The organism is uncultured Microbacterium sp., assembly GCF_947632095.1.
Lineage (GTDB): Bacteria > Actinomycetota > Actinomycetes > Actinomycetales > Microbacteriaceae > Microbacterium.
The window spans coordinates 1-18,446 of the sequence record NZ_CANROA010000037.1; the positions used below are offsets into that span (position 1 = coordinate 1).

At 66.3% G+C, this 18,446-nt stretch carries 17 protein-coding genes; 1 reads left to right on the forward strand and 16 read right to left on the reverse strand.

What is annotated here, in order from left to right; genetic code table 11:
• The 5 genes from Q0Z66_RS09555 to Q0Z66_RS09575 form a co-directional block, all read right to left on the reverse strand.
• A partial coding sequence (locus Q0Z66_RS09555) for a dihydroorotase family protein (RefSeq protein WP_298040543.1) occupies positions 1-1,409 on the reverse strand: 1,409 nt, incomplete at its 3' end.
• 15 nt (positions 1,410-1,424) lie between these two features.
• Positions 1,425-2,852: an MmgE/PrpD family protein gene (locus Q0Z66_RS09560; RefSeq protein ID WP_298040544.1), complete on the reverse strand. Its 1,428-nt coding sequence runs from the start codon at positions 2,850-2,852 to the stop codon at positions 1,425-1,427.
• On the reverse strand, positions 2,849-3,661 hold the full coding sequence (locus Q0Z66_RS09565; protein ID WP_298040546.1) for a cyclase family protein: 813 nt from the start codon (positions 3,659-3,661) through the stop codon (positions 2,849-2,851). The genes Q0Z66_RS09560 and Q0Z66_RS09565 overlap by 4 nt, the downstream gene beginning before the upstream one ends.
• Positions 3,658-4,845, reverse strand: a complete 1,188-nt coding sequence (locus tag Q0Z66_RS09570; protein WP_298040548.1) for a CoA transferase — start codon at positions 4,843-4,845, stop codon at positions 3,658-3,660. Before Q0Z66_RS09570 ends, Q0Z66_RS09565 begins: the two co-directional genes overlap by 4 nt.
• Positions 4,842-5,675, reverse strand: a complete 834-nt coding sequence (locus tag Q0Z66_RS09575; protein WP_298040549.1) for an aldolase/citrate lyase family protein — start codon at positions 5,673-5,675, stop codon at positions 4,842-4,844. Before Q0Z66_RS09575 ends, Q0Z66_RS09570 begins: the two co-directional genes overlap by 4 nt.
• Positions 5,676-5,866: 191 nt before the next feature.
• Here Q0Z66_RS09575 and Q0Z66_RS09580 point away from each other — a divergent pair, with 191 nt between their 5' ends.
• On the forward strand, positions 5,867-7,234 hold the full coding sequence (locus Q0Z66_RS09580; protein ID WP_298040550.1) for an FAD-binding protein: 1,368 nt from the start codon (positions 5,867-5,869) through the stop codon (positions 7,232-7,234).
• A gap of 56 nt (positions 7,235-7,290) precedes the next feature.
• Here Q0Z66_RS09580 and Q0Z66_RS09585 read toward each other — a convergent pair whose 3' ends face one another.
• The 11 genes from Q0Z66_RS09585 to Q0Z66_RS09635 form a co-directional block, all read right to left on the reverse strand.
• Positions 7,291-8,859, reverse strand: coding sequence for an MFS transporter (locus Q0Z66_RS09585; protein WP_298040551.1), 1,569 nt, complete (start codon positions 8,857-8,859; stop codon positions 7,291-7,293).
• Positions 8,856-9,722, reverse strand: coding sequence for an alpha/beta fold hydrolase (locus Q0Z66_RS09590; RefSeq protein WP_298040553.1), 867 nt, complete (start codon positions 9,720-9,722; stop codon positions 8,856-8,858). Before Q0Z66_RS09590 ends, Q0Z66_RS09585 begins: the two co-directional genes overlap by 4 nt.
• Before the next feature lie 10 nt (positions 9,723-9,732).
• Positions 9,733-10,656 (reverse strand): DUF3089 domain-containing protein, encoded by a 924-nt coding sequence (locus Q0Z66_RS09595; RefSeq protein ID WP_298040555.1) that lies wholly within the window; start codon positions 10,654-10,656, stop codon positions 9,733-9,735.
• Position 10,657: 1 nt separating this feature from the next.
• Positions 10,658-11,596 carry an ABC transporter permease gene (locus tag Q0Z66_RS09600; RefSeq protein WP_298040557.1) on the reverse strand — a complete coding sequence of 313 codons (939 nt, stop codon included), beginning with the start codon at positions 11,594-11,596 and terminating at the stop codon, positions 10,658-10,660.
• The gene (locus Q0Z66_RS09605; protein ID WP_298040559.1) at positions 11,593-12,549 is read right to left on the reverse strand and encodes an ABC transporter permease; all 957 of its coding nucleotides are present in this window, start codon (positions 12,547-12,549) and stop codon (positions 11,593-11,595) included. The genes Q0Z66_RS09600 and Q0Z66_RS09605 overlap by 4 nt, the downstream gene beginning before the upstream one ends.
• Positions 12,550-12,604: 55 nt before the next feature.
• The gene (locus Q0Z66_RS09610; RefSeq protein WP_298040561.1) at positions 12,605-12,898 is read right to left on the reverse strand and encodes a hypothetical protein; all 294 of its coding nucleotides are present in this window, start codon (positions 12,896-12,898) and stop codon (positions 12,605-12,607) included.
• Between the two features lie 27 nt (positions 12,899-12,925).
• A complete protein-coding gene (locus Q0Z66_RS09615) occupies positions 12,926-13,933 on the reverse strand; it encodes an ABC transporter ATP-binding protein (RefSeq protein WP_298040562.1) in 1,008 nt (335 codons plus the stop codon).
• Complete coding sequence (locus tag Q0Z66_RS09620; protein WP_298040563.1) at positions 13,930-14,934, reverse strand: ABC transporter ATP-binding protein; 1,005 nt, start codon at positions 14,932-14,934, stop codon at positions 13,930-13,932. The genes Q0Z66_RS09615 and Q0Z66_RS09620 overlap by 4 nt, the downstream gene beginning before the upstream one ends.
• Positions 14,935-14,975: 41 nt before the next feature.
• Positions 14,976-16,034 carry a class I SAM-dependent methyltransferase gene (locus tag Q0Z66_RS09625; RefSeq protein WP_298040564.1) on the reverse strand — a complete coding sequence of 353 codons (1,059 nt, stop codon included), beginning with the start codon at positions 16,032-16,034 and terminating at the stop codon, positions 14,976-14,978.
• A gap of 27 nt (positions 16,035-16,061) precedes the next feature.
• Positions 16,062-17,588 carry an ABC transporter substrate-binding protein gene (locus Q0Z66_RS09630; protein ID WP_298040566.1) on the reverse strand — a complete coding sequence of 509 codons (1,527 nt, stop codon included), beginning with the start codon at positions 17,586-17,588 and terminating at the stop codon, positions 16,062-16,064.
• 319 nt (positions 17,589-17,907) lie between these two features.
• The coding region (locus Q0Z66_RS09635; protein ID WP_298040567.1) for an isocitrate lyase/phosphoenolpyruvate mutase family protein at positions 17,908-18,446 on the reverse strand (539 nt) is incomplete at its 5' end.

Genomic DNA, 18,446 nt, shown 5'->3' on the forward strand with positions numbered 1-18,446 from the left:
CCGTCGGCGAAGATCTGCTGACCGCGCAGGTAGGTGTCGGTCACCTTCGCGGTGAGCTCGTGACCTTCGAACGGCGTGTACTCCTGGGCCGAGAACGAGTCCTCGGCGCGGACGACGTAGGAGACGTCGTCGTCGACGAGCGCGAAGTCCGCGTCGTATCCGACGACGATGTCGCCCTTGCCGGCGACGCCGTAGCGGTCGGCGGGGTTGCGCGAGACGAGCTCGGCGATGCGGTTGTAGCTGAGGCCGCGCTTGCGCCCCTCGGAGATCATGCCCGGCAGCAGGTACTCGGCTCCGCCGAAGCCCGACTTGGCGAGGAAGACATCATCCTTCGGGTCGCCGAACTTCGCCTCCTCCTTGCAGCAGGCGTGGTCGGAGACGACCCAGTCGAAGTTGCCGGCGAGCACGTGCTCCCACAGCGCCTCGACGTCGTCGCGCGAGCGCAGCGGCGGGTTGACCTTGCCGCCGATCGGCGAGGTGAAGTCGGCGAGCAGGTGCCCGACGGTGACCTCGCGACGGAAGTTGATGTGCGGGAAGGTCTGCTGCATAAGCATGGCCGCCTCGATCGCCTTCTTCGAGGTCAGGTGCAGCAGGTTGATGTTCGGCATCTCGGTCTCATAGGCCAGGTACGCGGCGATCGTGATCGCGAGGCCCTCGGAGTGCGGCGGGCGGGACGCGCTGTACGCCTCGAGGCCGGTGAGCTTGCCCTCCTCCTGCACGAGCTTCGTGTAGGCGCGCATGATCTCTGCCGTCTCGCAGTGCATCGACAGCGAGATCTGGTCGGCGATGTCGGCGTACTTCGGGTCGAGGCGCGCCTTCTGGATGCCGCGCATGACGAACTCGAAGTGGGCGTAGTCGTAGCTCTCGCCCTCGGGCAGCATGAGGAACTTCGACTGGTCCTTGGCGCCGCCGTGCAGGCCGTGCGAGCCGTAGAACATGAACACCTTGAACGAGGGGACGCCCGCGTCGATGAGGTAGGGAATCTCATCGATGTGATCGCTGAGGATCGGAGCGACGTGGAACGCGTAGTCGGAGTAGGAGCGGTTCTCGACGGCTTCGAGCACCTCGGGGTAGAACTGCTCGTAGGAGCCGGACTTGTTCATGTAGTACGCGCCGGTGCGCATGTAGGTGAGGCCGGTGGTCACGCCGCCCTGGGCGTTCGCACGCGATTCGATATCGGCGTCCTCGCTCAGGGGGTTGTAGATGCCCCAGTGCTGGTGGCCGTCGACGACGCCGGGGAACAGGTGCTTGCCGCCGGCGTCGACGACCTTGTCGGCGAGACCCGGGTCGATCGAGGGGGCGATCTCGGCGAACTTGCCGCCGCTGATGGCGACGTCGAGCTGCTCGGGCGCATCCTTGCCGGCGCGCACCACCTTGACGTTGGTGATCAGGAGGTCGTAATGGGACATGGGTGGGACCTTTCGCTAGACGGCGGGAACTGCGGCGATCGCGCCGAGGGGTTCGAAGATGGATCGGATGTCGGTCAGGGTGTCGAGCGCGCGGCATCCCTGTTCGAGTTCGGCGACGCGCTGCTCGTCGAGCACGCGTGAGGCGTTGTCGCGGAACTTGGTCGTGAGCTCGTCGAAGGAGAGCGGGTTGCGGTTGCCGCCTCGATTCACGAGCACCTCCTCGACCACCTCGCGACCGTCGTGCAGTCGGGCGGTGAGAACGGCGGGGAATTGCATGGGGAAGATCTCGCTGCAGCGGTCGTCGACCACGACGGAGACCTTCGCCATGATGGCACGGCGCACCGGATCCTGGGCGAGCTCGTCGGTGTAGTCGTCGAGGCCGACTTCCAGGCCGCCTCCGCCGAGCAGTCCGGCGGCCACGGCGTACGGGCCGGAGAACTGGGCCATGTAGGCGGTCTCGGGGCGGCGCTTGACCTCGATGGGCTCGCCGATCGTGCGGATGTTCGCCGACGGGACACCGAGGATGAACTCCGCGACGTCGTCGTGGGTGATTCCGGCTCGGCGCATCGCCGCCGCGGCGTCGACCGCCGCGTGCGTGAAGTGATTGGCCGGGTAGGGCTTGAAGAAGATGTCGGGGATGACCCACTCCGTGCCGAGCCCGTCGGTGATCTCCGAGACGTCGAATGTGCCGTGCAGCCACGCTTCGAGGAAGCCGAAGCGTCCTTCGATCACGGTCGGAGGTCCGGTGATCCCGAGCTCGACGAGTTCGACGGCTGAGACGGCCGACTGCGCGGCCCACCCGCAGTGGATCTTCTTGACGTTGCCGCCGGTGCGGTTGCATTCGATGATGCCGGAGGACATGGATGCTGCGATGCCGAGAGCGTTCGCGATGGTCGAGGCGTCTCCGGCGAGGGCTCCGACGGCCGCGGCTGCGCCCATGGCTCCGCAGATCGAGGTGGCGTGCTGGCCGTGCTCGAAGTAGGTAGAGTTCTGGGTCTCTCGGTCGTAGCCGGCCATGCCCAGCCGGATGCAGACCTCGAGACCGATGGCGATGGCCCGGATGACGTCGCGGCCGGTGAGGTTCTTGGCCTGCGCGTAGGCGAGGACCGCCGGGACGACACTGGCGCTCGGGTGCAGGACGCTGGGAAGGTGCGTGTCGTCGTAATCGAGCGAGTGCGCGAGCACGCCGTTGACGAAGGCGGCGCGGGATGCCGGGACCTGCTGCTCGACGCCGAGCGCTGTGGCCTGCGGCGCACCCCCGTTGTCGCGCGCGTACTGCTGGACGGCGTGGCTCGTATCGAGCGCCGATGCCGCGACCGCGATCCCGAGGGTGTCGAGCACCCGGGACTTGATGCTCTCGACGACGGATCCGGGGAGGTCTTCGAACCGTAGCGCGTCGGCCCAGTCGGCGATGATCAGCGCAATCGGCTTCTGCTCGCTCATGCGTTCACCACCGCGAGAGGACGAACCGGCGACCCGGTGGCGCCGAAGATGTTCAGGGGCACGAGCACGAGGGTGAACTCGTGTACGCCCGCCGCGGAGATCTCCTCGAGGTCGAGCGCCTCGATGATGTAGACGCCGCTCTCGACGAGGAGCACGCGGTGCGCGGGCAGGACCGCGTGCGGTGCTCCCGGATGCTGCACCTCGTAGGCGATGGTGTCGGCGCCGGTCGCGTGGATGCCGCGAGCGGCGAGCCACTGGGCACCGGCCTCGCCGACACCGGGCACGCCGGTCGAGTGCCCCATGTAGGCGGCCCCCTCGGCGAACTTCTTGCCCCATCCACTGCGGATCAGCACGACGTCGCCCTCACGGATCTCGGTGCCCTGCGCATGGGCGCACTGCTCGAGGTGCTCCGGTGTGATCTCGAATCCACCCGGCAGGTCGGTCTCTCCGAGGAAGGTCGGCACGTCGAGGAGCACGCCGCGACGGATCATCGGGGCGATGGTGTGCACCCCGTGCTCGACGTATTTTCCGCCGAGGCAAGAGTCACCGGCATCCGCTCCTCCGTGCAGCGCGCCGTCCTGGCTGACGTGGGCGAGCGCGTCGATGTGCGTGCCGACGTGCGTGCCCATCGTGATCATGTCGTTGGCGGCGCTGCCGCCGTCGGGGCGCACCATGTCGCCGTGACGGCGCGGCAGCGTGTGCCAGAACTGCGGATGGTTGTGCGATTGGGGCATTCCCACGCGGAGCTGGCGGGCGAGGTCGAATACCGTCAGCGGGCCGGCGATGGCCTCGAGCAGGGCGTCGGTCACGTGATCAGTTCACTTTCTCTCAGAGATGCGATCTCGGCCTCGGAGTAGCCGAGTTCCTCGAGGATCGCGTCGGTGTCCGCGCCCAGGGCGCGGCCGGGGAAACGGATGGAGCCGGGCGACTTGTCGAGCCGCCACATGAGGTTGTGCTGGAGCATGGTGCCGAAGTCGTCGTCCTCGACCTCGGTGAGCACCTCGGCGCCGCGGATGTGCTCGTCCTCGACGACGTCGCGCGCGTCGTAGACGGGAGCGACGGCCGCTCCCGCCGCGGTGAACTCGCGCATGACCTCGTCGCGGTCGCGCGCGCCGATCCAGTCGCCGACGTAGCCGTCGAGCAGGTCGACGTGCTGCACTCGGCCGGATCCGCTGGCGAACCAGGGTTCGGTGATGACCTCGGGGTGGCCGACGAGTTCCATCACGCGCTCGGCGATCGACTGCGCGCTCGTCGAGATCGCGAGCCACTTGCCGTCCTTGGTGAGGTACGTGTTGCGGGGCGCGTTGTTCGTCGATCGGTTGCCGTTTCGCACGCCGATCGTGCCGAGCAGGTCGTAGGCGCTGGGGCCGGGGCCTGCGGCGGTGAGCATCGGGGAGAGCAGGTCGACGTCGACGATCTGGCCCTCGCCGGTGCGGTCGCGGTGACGGAGCGCCATGAGAATCGCTGAGGATGCCGCGATGCCGGCGATCGTGTCGGCCAGGCCGAACGCGGGAAGGGTGGGAGGAGCATCCCCGGGGCCGGTGAGATGCGCGAAACCGCTCATCGCCTCGACGAGGGTGCCGAATCCGGGGCGGCTCGAGTAGGGGCCGCTCTGGCCGAAGCCGGTGAGTCGCGCGATGACGAGACCGGGATTGAGTTCGTGGAGCGCGTCGGGCCCGAGGCCCCACTTCTCGAAGGTGCCGGGGCGGAAGTTCTCGACGATCACGTCGGTCTGCGGGATCAGGCGCCGAAGGACCTCGGCGCCGTCGGGGCGGCCGAGGTTGAGCGCCAGGTGACGCTTGTTGCGCGAGACCTCCTTCCACCAGATCGGCACGCCGTCCTTGGACGGCCCGTGTCCGCGCATGCTGTCGCCCTTGATCGGATGCTCGATCTTGATGACGTCGGCACCGTGATCTCCGAGGATCTGGCAGGCGAGAGGGCCGGCGAGGATGGAGGATGCGTCGATGACGCGGATCCCGTCGAGGGCCATCATGGGGCTACTCCTTCGTGGCGAGCGAGCGTCGCCTGTGCTTGGCGGAGGACGGCGGCATCGATGAACTGGCCGTCGTCGTCGACGGCCACAGCGCCGCCGGCGCGCTCGTATGCCGCCATCAGCGCCTGTGCGCGCGCGACTTCATCGACCGTCGGCCGGAAGACCTCGGCGACGATCGCGCACTGCGCGGGATGGATCGCGGTGCGGCTGCCGAACCCGAGGTCGCGCAGATGGCGGGTGGATTCAGCGAGGCTCGCTGTGTCGCGCACGTCGAGCGACGTGGGGGCGACGGGCGCGGGGAGTCCTGCTGCTGCGGCGGCCTCGACCATCCGGAAGCGCAGCGCATCGATGATGTGGGCCGTGCCGTCGGTGCGCCGCAGGCCGAGATCGGCCAGGAGGTCGACCTCGCCGACGCCGAAGGTGAGGATGTTCGGGGCCGCGGCCATCTCAGCGAGCCGCCCGAGAATGGAAGCCGATTCGACGAGGGCGAGAACCGGGGCTTCCGGCAGCTCGGCGTGCAGGATCGCCAGGGTCTCGGGCGAAGCATCCGCCAGCATGATCCCCGCGTAGCCGGAGCAGGCCCGCAACGCGGCGATGTCTTCCGCGAGCGTCATGCGGCCGACGCGCACCCAAAGCTTATGGGGCGCCCCTGAGGAGGAGATATAAGCGGCGACGGCCTCGCGCGCCTCGGCCTTATTCTCCGGGGCGACCGCGTCTTCCAAGTCGAGAATCACACCCGTGGAGGCCGCTTCGGCCTTGGCGAAGCGGTCGGGGCGATCACCGGGAACATAGAGGAGGACAGGCGCGGGCCCGGTCGGCATCATTGCCATGAGCTGTCTCCATTTCTTTCAGATGTTCCGTTAAACGAAACGCCTAATCGGCCTGCGGCCACTCCTAAAGTAGATCGAAGTTCAGCGAGAAGTCAACGAAACCAAGAAAGAACAGCGAAACCGGCCACCCCTTCCCCTGGAACCCACGGCGCGATAATGTTTCGGTAAGCGCAACAAACGAGGAGCGATGCATGGACGAGAACGATTTCGACGGACCGGACCTGATCGTGGCGGGAGCCGGTGGTGGCCTCGCCGGCGCGCTGCGCGCCGCCCAAGCGGGCTTGTCGGTTCTCGTCGTCGAATCGAACGAACGGTTCCGCCGCGGCAACAACACCTCGATGTCGACCGCGATGATCCCTGCGATGGGCACCCGCTTCCAGCGCGATGCCGGCATCGACGACTCCCCCGAACTTTTCCGCGCCGACGTCGCGAAGAAGACGCACGGCGACTTCAACGAGGTGGCCACGGAATCCCTCAGCGCCGTGAGCGCCGAGCTGATCGAGTGGCTCGCCGACAGCGTCGGCATGGACATCTCGCTCGTCACCGACTTCGTCTACCCCGGCCATTCGGTCGCCCGCTGCCACACGATCCCCGGGCACTCCGGGACAGCGATGCTCGCCACCCTCGTGAACGCCGTCAACGCTCACGACATGATCGACGTCATGGTTCCGGCACGGCTCGTCGACGTCGTGGTCACCGACGGCTGTGTCACCGCTGCCATCATCGAGACGCCCGACGGGCGGGAGGAGATCCCGACGAAGGCCGTGCTCCTCGCCACGAACGGCTACGGGGCCGATCCCGAACTCGTCACGCAGCACATGCCCGAGATCGCTTCGGCGATCTACCACGGCAGCGAGCACTCGCGTGGCGACGCCCTCCGCATCGGAGAAGCCCTCGGTGCCGCCACCGACTACCTCGACGCCTACCAGGGCCACGCAGCACTGGCGATGCCCTCGGCGTCCCTCGCGACCTGGGCGACGATCATGCACGGTGGGTTCGTCGTGAACCGCGCCGGCGAGCGCTTCGGCAACGAGACCACCGGATACTCCGAGTACGCCGCGATCTCCGCCGAGAACGCCCCCGACGGCGCCTGGATCATCATCGATGAGCGCATCCACGAGGCGTGCAGCGGATTCCAGGACTTCCAGGACGTCATCGCCGGCGGCGGCGTGCGCTGGGGCGACTCCCCCGCCGAGCTCGCAGCCGAGGCGGGCATCTCCCCGGAGGGGCTCGCGCGCACCGTCGCCATGACCGCCGCGGTCGCGTCCGGTGACGAGTCGGATGCCTTCGAGCGCACCGCATGGGAGGCGCCGCTGACCGGCCGTCTCGCAGCGATCTTCATCAAGCCGGCGCTCTTCCACACCCAGGGCGGGCTCCGCGTCGATGCTCACGCGCAGGTCATGCGCGCAGACGAAACCGCCATCGAGGGCCTGTACGCCTCCGGCGGCGCCGCAGCCGGCATCTCCGGCCACGGCGCCAGCGGCTACCTCGCCGGCAACGGGCTCCTGCCCGCACTGGGACTCGCGTACATCGCGGCGGGGCATGTGGCCGGCAGATAGCCGAAGCAAATGGGAGGGGCGCACACGGTCTCGTGTGCGCCCCTCCCATTTGCAGGTCAGCTGCGCGTTGCTTCTCCGACCGGCTCATCGGCCAGGGTGGTAAAAGCGTTTCGCTTGAGGAATGCGCACATCGCGAGAGCTGCGATCAGAACGGGCGTCATCCCCAGCATGACCGGTGCGAAAGCATCGAAATATACGGCGGCGAGCGCACTCTGCAAGCCTGGCTCCGCCGACGCCAGCTCGACTGGTGAGATATCAGAAGCCAGCTGAGCGGCGCGCGATTCGGAGAACCCCTCGCCGATGAAAACGTCCGTCAAGCGAGCGTGGAGACTCATCGTGAACAATGCGCCGATGACGGCCACGCCGAAGGCCGCACCGACTTCTCTGACGTAGTTGTGCGCACCGGTTGCCGTCCCCAACAGCTGGGCCGGAACCGCGTTCTGGGCGATGACGATCAGCAGGTTGAACCCCATCCCCATCCCGATGCCGAAGACGAGCATTGTGAGGCTGATCGCCCAGATGGGCGTCTGCACCTGCAGGAGGCCCAGGGCCGCGATTGCGGCGGCACCGATGGCTACACCCGCCACGACCCACCCTTTGTAGCGTCCTGTGCGGGAGACGATCACACCGACGACGATGCTCACCAGGATCCAGCCGCCGTTCATCGGCGTGATCAGCAGCCCGGCATTCGCTGCGGACTCTCCCTTGCCCATCTGCAGCACCGTCGGCATGAACGACAACACGGCGATCAGGACGAACCCCAGGATGAATCCGACCACCGTGGAGAGGAGGAACTGCGAGTCGCGGAAGAGACCGAGCGGCATGACGGGCGCAGATGCGCGTCTCTCCACGAGGACGAGAACCGTGGTGGAGATCACGGCGACCACGATGCTCACGATCGCCAGTCGGGTCGGCGGCGAGATGCCGTAGGAGGAGATCTGGTCGATCGCGATGAGCGTGCTCACCGTCACGAAGGCCAGAGAGATCATTCCGGCGATGTCGACCTTCTCGCGCTGCCCCGGAGCCGGCAGCCTGAGCGCGAACGCGCTCACGGCAAGGCAGAGGATCCCGACAGGAACGTTCATGAAGAACACCCAGCTCCAGTCGAACCGATCGATGATCATGCCGCCGATCAGCGGTCCGAGTACGGAGGAGACGGCGAAGATCGCATTCAACGGAGTCATGAACTTCGCGCGTTGAACGGGCGTCACCAATGAGGCGACGATCGCCATCGACAGCACCATGAGCCCGCCGCCGCCCAACCCCTGCACTCCGCGCCAGAGGACCAGGGCCCAGAAGTCGGCTGAGAGCCCCGCGCCGATGGAGCCGATCGTGAAGACGGCGACGGCGATGAGGTACAGCCAGCGGTGGCCGTACGAGTCAGCGAGGCGTCCGTAGATGGGCATCGAGATCGTCGCCGTGATGAGGAATGCGGTCGTCATCCAGGCTTGGAACTGCACCCCGCCGAGATCTCCGACGATCGTCGGCATCGCTGCCGAGAGTACGGTGTGGTTCAGACTCGACAGGAACATCCCGGCGGCGAGCGCCGCATAGATCAGCCAGAATCTTGCACGGCTCACCTGCTCGACCGGCAACGCGGAGCCCGCTTCACGGGTGACGGTCATGCGGCATCGTCGGTGAAGGATCTCCAGCGGAGCTCGGTCTCGTCGGGATCCTCCTGATGAGGGAACATACCGGCGATTTCCATCGTCTCGACGCGCACGTTCCCGAGCAGCCGCCGGGCGGTGTCCTCGTACTTGCGATACCGCGCCGAGACTCCGTTGAGGAGCAGCACGGGTGCGGTGATGAACTCCAGACGCTGTTCGATGCCAATCAGTCCGAAGCCGCGCTCGCTCGCCCGGGCCCAGCGCCCGACCTGCGCACGTGAAGCGTTCTGGGCGGTCGCGGTCGCGAGCTCGCGCCCCGATAGACCCGGGTCGACGGGGAAGGGCAACGGGGTCCAATCGTCCGTGAACATGTCGCGCACGGCGCGATCGTTCTCGAGCGTGAGCTCCAGGCTCTGGCGCCCGGTGAGGGAGACGCCGACCAGCGCGAGCGTGAGGACGCGCTCCGGCTGCTCGGATGCCAGCTGTGTGCTGATCACGCCCCCGAGGGATGCGCCCATCAGGTGCAGGCGATCGATGCCGAGGGCGTCCAGGAACTCGGCGACCATGGCGCTGGATGCGGTGATCGGATGGGCCCAGGTGATCTCCTTGTGCAGTTGGGATCCTCCGTGCCCGGGAGCATCCACCACGAGCACCCGGTGATCGACGGCCAGCCGTTCGGCGACTGCGCGCCAATCCGCCGCCCACCCCCCGAGCTTGTGCATCAGCATGACGGGCGGTGCGGCCGGATCTCCGAGCTCGACATAGTGGATGGTGCCTCCGGAGACGGAGACGCGTTGTCCGCGTGCGCCGGTCCAGAAGGGGACTTCACCGCGCGCATAGGCGGCGTCGTTCTGCAGGATCTGCGGGCTCGAGTCGCTCACGGGCGTCCTTTCAGTGATGGTTTCGGGTACGCCAGGCACGGGTCCGCCGGCGGACGTCGGCCGCGATATCGCGGGCGAACAGCTGCACTTCGACCGCATGCAGACTCCCCCCGGGCAACGCGAAGTCGCTCAGGCCCCGATCGGTGAGCTCGGTGATGAGAACGACCCCGTTCCCGTTCTCGACCTCGACGCGGATGTCGTCGAAGGGTGCCGGGAACCCTCCGAGGTGGTCTCCCTCGGAGTCTGCGCCGTCCCAGGCGAGGAATCGGATCGGGTCGACGCTGAGCGGATCGGGTCGACGCGCGGCCGGATCGGCAGATTTGGACTTCAGCGCGGCGTTCCACCCGATGAGAACCCCCGTCTGCTCGGCGGCCCGCGGAAGCGGGAAGCTCTCGAGCACCCGCTCGCGGCCCTCGGGGATGCCTGCTCCGATCGCATAGGCCGCGACGAGCCGGTCGCTCACCGACGGGTCGTCAGCGATCAGCGTGAGCAGATCGATCACGTGACGCGCTCCCTGGCTGTGCCCGGCGATGACGAACGGCCCATCGGGAACCTCGCGGCGGAACACTTCGAATGCTGCGCGGATGTCCTCGAAGGCGAGATCGTATGCCGCGCCGCCGCTGTGGACGTGCTGGTGGAAGGCCCGAGTGGTCGCCTGCCGGTATGCGGGCGCCCACATGTTCCCCGGAAATGCCGTCGCGTGCTGCTCGACCACGCTCTCCTCTCCCTCGCGCACGCGCGGATCACCGGGATCCCCGAACCAGCGCTCCAGGGTTCGCTCGGTGGTCGGATGGATGTAGAAGACGGCCGGGTCGCCAAGCTTTCCGCCGAGATGGCGACGGCGCACCCAGGAGGTGTCCTGCGAATAGTCAGGCGCGGCGATCCTGTCGCGGTTCTTGCGCAGATCCTCCAGGGGTTTCGTTTCGGTTGCCATGTCAGACGAGCTCCGGGTTGCGGACGGGGGTCTTGCTCTTACCGCCGAGGTTGTCGCGCATCGCATCGCCCAGCGTGGAGAAGCTCAGGATCAGGACGACGAGCACGAGTCCGGGAGCGATCACGGCCCAGGGCGCGAGCCGCAGGTTGACCTGCGCCTCGGAGAGAATCGTTCCAATCGAGAACTCCGGCGATTGCACGCCGAGACCCAGCAGGCTCAGCCCGCTCTCCGCGAGGACCAGAACGCCGCAGCTCGTCGACCAGAGGATGATGACCGGGCCAAGCACGGCCGGTGCGATGTGACGGACGAGGATGGACCAGGTCGACGCCCCCATCGTTCGCGACGCGACGACATAGTCCAAACGCTTCACCTGGGAGACGGTGCTCGAGATCGTTCTCGCGTGTCCTGTCCATCCCCAGAGCCCGAGCAGGATGATCAGCCCCGCGGCTCCGGGGCCCATGACGGCGGCGAGCGCCAGCGCGACAGCTGCGAACGGGATGGCGAACTGGATGTCGGCCAGGCGCATGAGCACGATGCCGACCGAGTTCTCGAAGTAGCCGGCGAGGATGCCGAGGGCGAGTCCGAGGAACGCGGAGATCGTCGCCGCACCGATGCCGATGATCAGGCTCAGCCTCAACCCGTGGATCACCCGGCTGAACGTGTCGCGGCCCAACTGATCGGTGCCCAGGATGTGCCCCTCTGCTCCGCCGAGCCACGAAGGCGGTGCGAAGGAGAGCGAGACGTTCTGCTTGTCGGGGTCGAATGGCGCGAACACATCGGCGCCGACGGCCAGCACGATCAGCAACGCGATGCCGATCACCGAGGCAAGCCCGGACTTGGATCGGAGCACGCCGCGGATGTATGCCAGGGGTCCGTTGCGCCGGGATCTGCCGCGGCGCGGCTGCACGGGGACCGTCAGCGCGGTCATGGTGTCGGTCATGCGAGGGCCTTCGTTCGGAGCCGCGGGTCGATGAGTGTCACGATGAACTCCGCGAGCATGTTGACGATGGTGATGAGGAACGCCATGAAGAACACGGCGGCGGTCACGAGGGCGAAGTCCCGGCTCTGCACGGCACGGACCAGGAGCGCGCCGACGCCGCTGAGGTTGAACATCGTCTCGAGGATGATGAGCGAGCCGAGCAGGAACGAGAACATCATGCCGATGAATGAGACCAACGGCGGCATGGCGAGCGGGAGCGCATGCCCGAAGAGCACCCTCGCGGGGGCGATCCCCTTGGATCGGGCCATCTGCACGCTCGTCTGCCCGAGCGCATCGATCATCTGACCACGCACGAGGCGTGCGAGTGTCGCGAACCCTCCGATCGCCAACGCGACGACCGGGATGATGAGTCCCCGCCCATCGGTGTTCCCCGAGGCCGGGAGCACTTGGAACCGCACGGCGAGGATCAGTACGAGCAGCAGCGCCATGATGAAGTACGGCACGGCGTCCAGCACGAACACGGCGGTCATGAGGCCCCGCCCGCGGGCCCGTCCCTGGTTCAGCGCCGCGTAGATCCCCGTGATGAAGGCGAGGACGACCATGAGGATGAGCGTGGGGAGGATGATCGTCAGACTCGGCCCCATGCGTTCGAGGATCAACCCGAATGCGTCCTGCCGGAAGGCGAAGGAGTCTCCGAAATCGAGCCGCGCGGCCCCCGCCAGAGTATTGAGGTACTGCTGCCAGACGGGGCCGTCGAGCCCGAGCTGCACGCGGAGCGCTTCGATCTGTTCCGGCGTCGCCTCTTGGGGCGCGAAGAGCTCAGCGGGGTCGCCCGACAAGCGCATGATGAAGAAGAGCACGGTCACCACACCCCAGAGGACAATCGCGAGAAGGCCCAGCCGTTTGAGGATGAACAGGGTGATGGCCCATGCCTTGTTCCGTGATGATGGCATTCGACGCCTCGTTCTTTCGGGATCCGGGCGCGTCATCGCGCCCGGATGGGGTGGATCAGATCAGCTGCGACAGATCGTCGTAGTCGCGGGTCGATGCCGCGACGAGCCGCTGCGTGAGCCGGCGCTTGTCGGTGTTGAGCTTCTCTGCCAGCTCTCCCTGAGGGACGAATCGATCGATCTGCTCGTCATCGACGCTGCCGGACTCCCCCAGCAGAGCCGTCAGGACGGAGAGCCGGTCGCTCAGGACGGATACCTCGGATGCGAGCTCGAGGATCATGTGCAGGAGCCCATTGATGTCCTGTTCCGGATCGAGGCCGACAGCGTTCTTCTCCTTGGCGAACCCAGGCATGTTGTGTTCCTTTCGGTTGGTGGCAGGTCAGCGAACCGCTGCCAGAGGATGAGGGATGGGAGTGCTGAGGATCGCGTCGGGTGCGGCGACCTCGAGCGCACCCGAGCGGATGCAGGCGACATCGCGCCCGTCGACATGACGCAAGGCAGGATGCTCGTCGCGACAGGCGCTGGTAGCGACCGGGCATCGCGGGTGGAAGTAGCATCCGCTCGGCGGTGCAAGTGCCGACGGCACCTCGCCCACCGGCACGATGCGGTCGTCGGGTGCGCGCGTCATGGAGACGAGCGACGCGGTGTACGGGTGCTTCGGGTCGTTGAAGATCTGCTCGCTGGAGCCGATCTCGACGATCTCTCCGAGATACATGACGGCGACGCGGTCGCTGATGTGGCGCACGAGGGAGAGATCGTGGCTGATGAAGATGAATGAGAGGTTCCGCTCGACCTGCAGGTCGTTGAGGAGGTTGATGATCTGCGCCTGCACCGAGATGTCGAGGGATGCGGTCGGCTCGTCTGCGACGATCAGCGCGGGGTCGAGCATGAGGGCTCGCGCGATGCCGATGCGTTGGCGCTGCCCGCCGGAGAGTTCGGACGCTTGGCGATCCGACCAATCGGGGTCGATACCGACGAGCTCGAGCATTTCAGCGACTCGACGGGCACGCTCCTTGGCGGATCGTACGCCGTGCACTCGCAATGGCTCGGCCAGGATGTCGCCCACCGAGAGCGTCGGGCTCAAGGACGTCGCCGGGTTCTGGAAGATCATCGACGCCCGTCGCCGCACGTTGCGGCGCAGTGCGCGGTCCTTGGCGTGGGTGATGTCCTCGCCTTCGAAGAGCACAGTCCCCGACGTCGGCTCGTAGAGCCGCAGAAGCGTGCGCCCGAGCGTCGTCTTTCCCGATCCCGACTCACCGACGATTCCGACGGTCTCCCCGGGGGCAACGGAGAAGGTGACGTCGCGGACGGCCTGAAGCTCCCCTCGTCCGGGGACCGTGAAGCTCTGACCGAGGCCGCGGACCTCGAGAACCGGTGCGGCGTTCATACGGCTGCTCCGATCGGCTCGGGGGCAGAAACGCTCTGCTGCACGCGCAGACAGGCGGACTGCCGTTCGGGGGTGATGCTCTTTAAAATGGCGGCCTCCGTGCGGCAGATGTCGGCGGTGGCCGTGCAGCGGTCCGCGAACGCACAGCCCCGGTGCTCGATCCCCGCACGCGGCGGGCGACCGTCGATCGTCAGCAGTCGGCCGCCGTCAGCGCGCTCCGGCGCGGATTCAAGCAGAGCCCAGGTGTAGGGATGCTGCGGCGCGGAGAGGACTTCCAGCGCCGGCCCGAACTCGACGACGGTGCCCGCGTACATCACAGCCAGGTAGTCGGCGATCCCTCGGATCACGCTGATGTCATGGGTCGACAAGACGATGGTGACGCCCAGCCGCTTATTCAGATCAACGAGCAGGTCGAGGATCTGCTGCTGCGTGGTGACGTCGAGTGCGGTCGTCGGCTCGTCGCAGAGAAGGATCTCCGGTTCGGCAACGAGGCACATCGCGATCACGATGCGCTGCAACTGGCCGCCCGAGACCTGATGCGCGTAGGACTTCATCCGTGCACGTGGCTCGGGAATCCCGACTTTCTCGAGGATGTCGATGCAGTGCTCTTCGAGGCGGCTCTTCGGCCAGTCGGGGTGGGCCTGCTTGGCGGATTCGACGAGTTGCGCACCGATGCGCTTCATCGGGTGCATGGAGCTCCAGGGGTCCTGGAAGATGACGCGCATGGTTTGCGCGCGCAGTCCGCGCAGTGCGCCCGACGACATGGTCGTGATGTTCTCATCGTGCACGAGGACTTCGCCCTCGACTGTCGCCCCCCACGGCAGCAGTCGTGCGGCCGCCAGCATGGCGGTCGACTTTCCCGAGCCCGACTCACCCGCGAGGACGACGATGGAGCCCTTCGGGACGTCGAGATCGACGCCCCGAAGGATCCGGATCGAACCGTCCACCGTCGGGAAGTCCACGTTGACCGAGCGGTAGCTCAGAGCGGTATGGGTCTTCACTGAAGGTCCTTCTCGTAGTGTTCGGGCAACGGAGTCGTCGCTCAGCGGCCGGGCTTCTCGGCGATCAGGAGCCAGGGATACTTCTGCCCGTTGAGGCCGGTTTCCTGCACGTTGACGTAACCGATCTCGGTTGCGATGTCCGTGAGGTTGAGCGTCGCAGCGGTCCGCCACCACGGCTCGTTGCCGTAAGCCGCGGCGTAGTCGGCGGACCAAGCCATCTCCTTCGTGCCTTCGCGGTAGGGCGTGACGTCGGAGAAGACGATGTGTCCTCCGGGCTCCAGCAGGCGGAAGGCCTCGGCGAGCACCTTCTTGGTCACGTGCGGCGGGACCTCGTGAAGAAGGATGAACGAGGTGACGAGGTCGAAGGACTCGTCCGGCAGCCCAGTTTCCTCGGCCGCCGCGCGGATGCCCCGCCAGGAGTGCCCGGCTTCCTGCCCGCGCTTGAGCGCGTAGTTCAGCTCGGCGCGGGAGATGTCGATCAGCGTCAGGTCGGCATCCGGGTAGACCTCCTGGATCTGCATCGAGTACTGCCCGGTGCCGCTGCCCAGATCGAGGATGCGACGATAGTCATCGCGCGGTGCTGCGGCTGCCACCTGCCGGCGGAGCTCGAAGATGTTGTTGCCGTAGAACGCGCGGAGCATCCAGCGGTAGACCATCTCATGGTGCACGAAGCCCATGTGCTCGTGCCCGTCCCAGCCTCCGGTCGTGCCGTGGAACTCGTAGTCCCAATAGCGCGGCACGTCGCTGTCGCCGATCCGGTCCTCGACCAGGTGCTCCGCACCGCTGGCGAACGGCAGCAGCGTCTCCTTGTTCCGGTGGAAGGTCGCAACGGAACGGGGCGTCGCCTGATTCCAGGACCCGAGTGCATGCTGGAGTCGGAACTCCGGCATGTTCTCGATGACGGCATCCGTCTCGGCTCGCAGCGTCTCGATGTCGGTGAAGTCGCCGTCGAAGAGTCCCGCTTCGGTCAGGGTATCGGCGAGCTTCTTGCGCAGTCCTCCGGATGCGGCGCCCATCGCCACGATGAACTCCAGCTCCGCGCGTCCGCGCTGATCGACAGCGACTTCGATCGGATCCAGTTCCAGGACAGTTGTAGACATTTTCTGTTCCTCTCTTCAGCTCGTGCGTCAGTTGGTCTTGGTCAGCTTGGTGAAGTCCATCGCGTTGCCGCCCTCGAAGTCGGCTCCGGAGATGCCGGGCACCTGGGCGCCGATCCCCTGTGCCTGGGTCGTCCACAGGATGTAGTCGTTGTCGTAGAGCAAGTGAGCCTGCTCGATCAGCAGTGCTTCACGGGCATCGGCGTCCATCTCCTGGAGCTGAGCTGTCTGCAGCTCGTTCCACTTCGCGTCGTCGACGAGACGCGATGCGTACTGATAGGCGCGGTTCGCGTCTGAGGTGCTGACATAGGACAGGCCGCGGGCGAAAACGCTCGTGTCGCTCGTCGCCCATTCGTTCGGGTCGGTGATGCGGAACAGTGTCAGCCAGTCGGCGGTCTCGACGATCTTCACGCTGGCCGAGAACCCGACGTCGTTGAGCATTCCAGAGACGGCTTCGAGGGCGGGCTTCTGCGCGGCGAGGCCGGTGAGGACGACCGGCGTGCCTTCTGCGCCTTCTGCTGCGACGATCTTCGCGGCTTCATCGGCGTCGAAGGCCGGGGCCGTGATCTCGTCGGTATAACCGAATTTATTTGCGTCGGTCAACTGCCCCGGCTCGGGGTCGGCCAGGCCGAGGCTGGCGGCGGCGATGAGGCCGTCGATGTCGACCGCGAGGTTGGCGGCGCGGCGAAGCTCCGCGTTGTCGAACGGTGCGGTCAGGGTGTTGAACTGCAGGTAGCTCGTGCCGTCGCCCGCGGTGTTGACGACCTCGACGCTGGCGCTTCCTTCCAGCGTCGCCTTCGCGGTGGCGGGCAGCGCGTGGGCGACGTCGATCTCTCCGGCTTCGATCGAGGAAGTCAGCGTCGACGAATCGGCGAAGGTTCGCACCTGGATGTTCTCGGTCAGGGCCGGCTCGCCCCAGAAGTCCTCGAAGCGCGTGAACTTCACGCCGGTGTCCGGTGCGAAGTCGGTGATCTCGTACGCACCGGTGCCGATCGCCTGGGAGGCGAGTCCGTTCTCGCCGAGTTCAGCCCACGCATCGGAGGGAACGATGTACATCTGGGCCAGGCTGGTGAGCAGGATCGGATCAGGGTTGATCGTCGTGATCTTGACGGTGTAGTCGTCGATGGCTTCGTAACTGGCGAAGCCGGCGACGATCGGCGCGGAGATGTACTGCCCCTCGGCCACAGCGTCGAATGTTCCGACGACATCCTCGGCGGTGAATTCGCTGCCGTCGTGAAAAGTCACGCCCTCGCGCAGGGTGAAGATCCATTCATTCTCGCTGGTGTTCTCCCAGGAATCCGCGAGGCGCGATTCGAACTGGCCCGGCTGTCCGGCCACAGGCCGGACGAGCGTGTCGTATGCCGCGCTCACGGCGACGCCGCGCTGCGTCTGGAGCGGGTTCAGGCTGTCGAGGATGAACGATGTGCCGACGACAACGGTGTCGGCCTGTTCACCGCTGCCCCCACTGGCGCTGCCTGCGGCGCAACCGGTGAGAATCAGTGCACCGGCGGCCGTGGCTGCCAGTGCGAGACGAGAAAATCCAGTCTTCGGGTTCATTCCGTGCCTCTCGCGTGGTTTCCGCTGCGTGCTGCAACGGGATTCTGTGCGCGCAACCGACGACCGGAGAAGAGAGATACCGGATACGAGTGCGTCCTTGCACATTGGCATTCTGGTGTTGCTGACTTGTTTCATTCATCGAAACAACTCATTAATCGAGATACTATGGCCAATCTCACCCGAGCGTCAACACCCCTGGCTAAATCCAGCCAGTGACTGCAATCACTAGCGAAAAACACCCGACCACCCCCATAAAGGATGAGCACAAGTCGTTCCGTTGAACAGAACAAAATGTTCCGATTTCCCCGCGCGCGAAAATCTAAGAGATGACCTCACGGTCGAACTCTCCATGGCCGAAATAATCGAGAAGGTCATACAACTGATCTTTCGACTGCATCTCACGAAGAAGTTCTTCTTGGGTTCCCTCTCCGAGGATGTGGCGGACTCCGCGGGAGACAGCCCCCATCGCCAATCTCATGAGCGTCATCGGGTAGATCGCGAGCTGATAGCCCACATCGCGAACCTCTTGCTGGCGGAGCGGCACCCGACCTCCGAACTCGTTGAGGTTGATCATGAGCGGCACGTCGATGGCTTGCCGGAACTGCCGGTATTCGTCGGCCGTGCGCAGCGCCTCGGGAAAGATCACATCCGCGCCGGCGTCGACGAACGACCTCGCCCGTTCGATCGCCGCTTCCAGGCCGAGCGAGACCCGGGCATCCGTCCGCGCGATGATCACGAAATCCGGATCACGCCGCCCCTGAACCGCACCGCGAATCCGCCGCACTGCGATATCGGCTTCCACAACCTCGACGCCCCCACTATGACCGCAGCGTTTCGGATTGATCTGATCCTCGATAT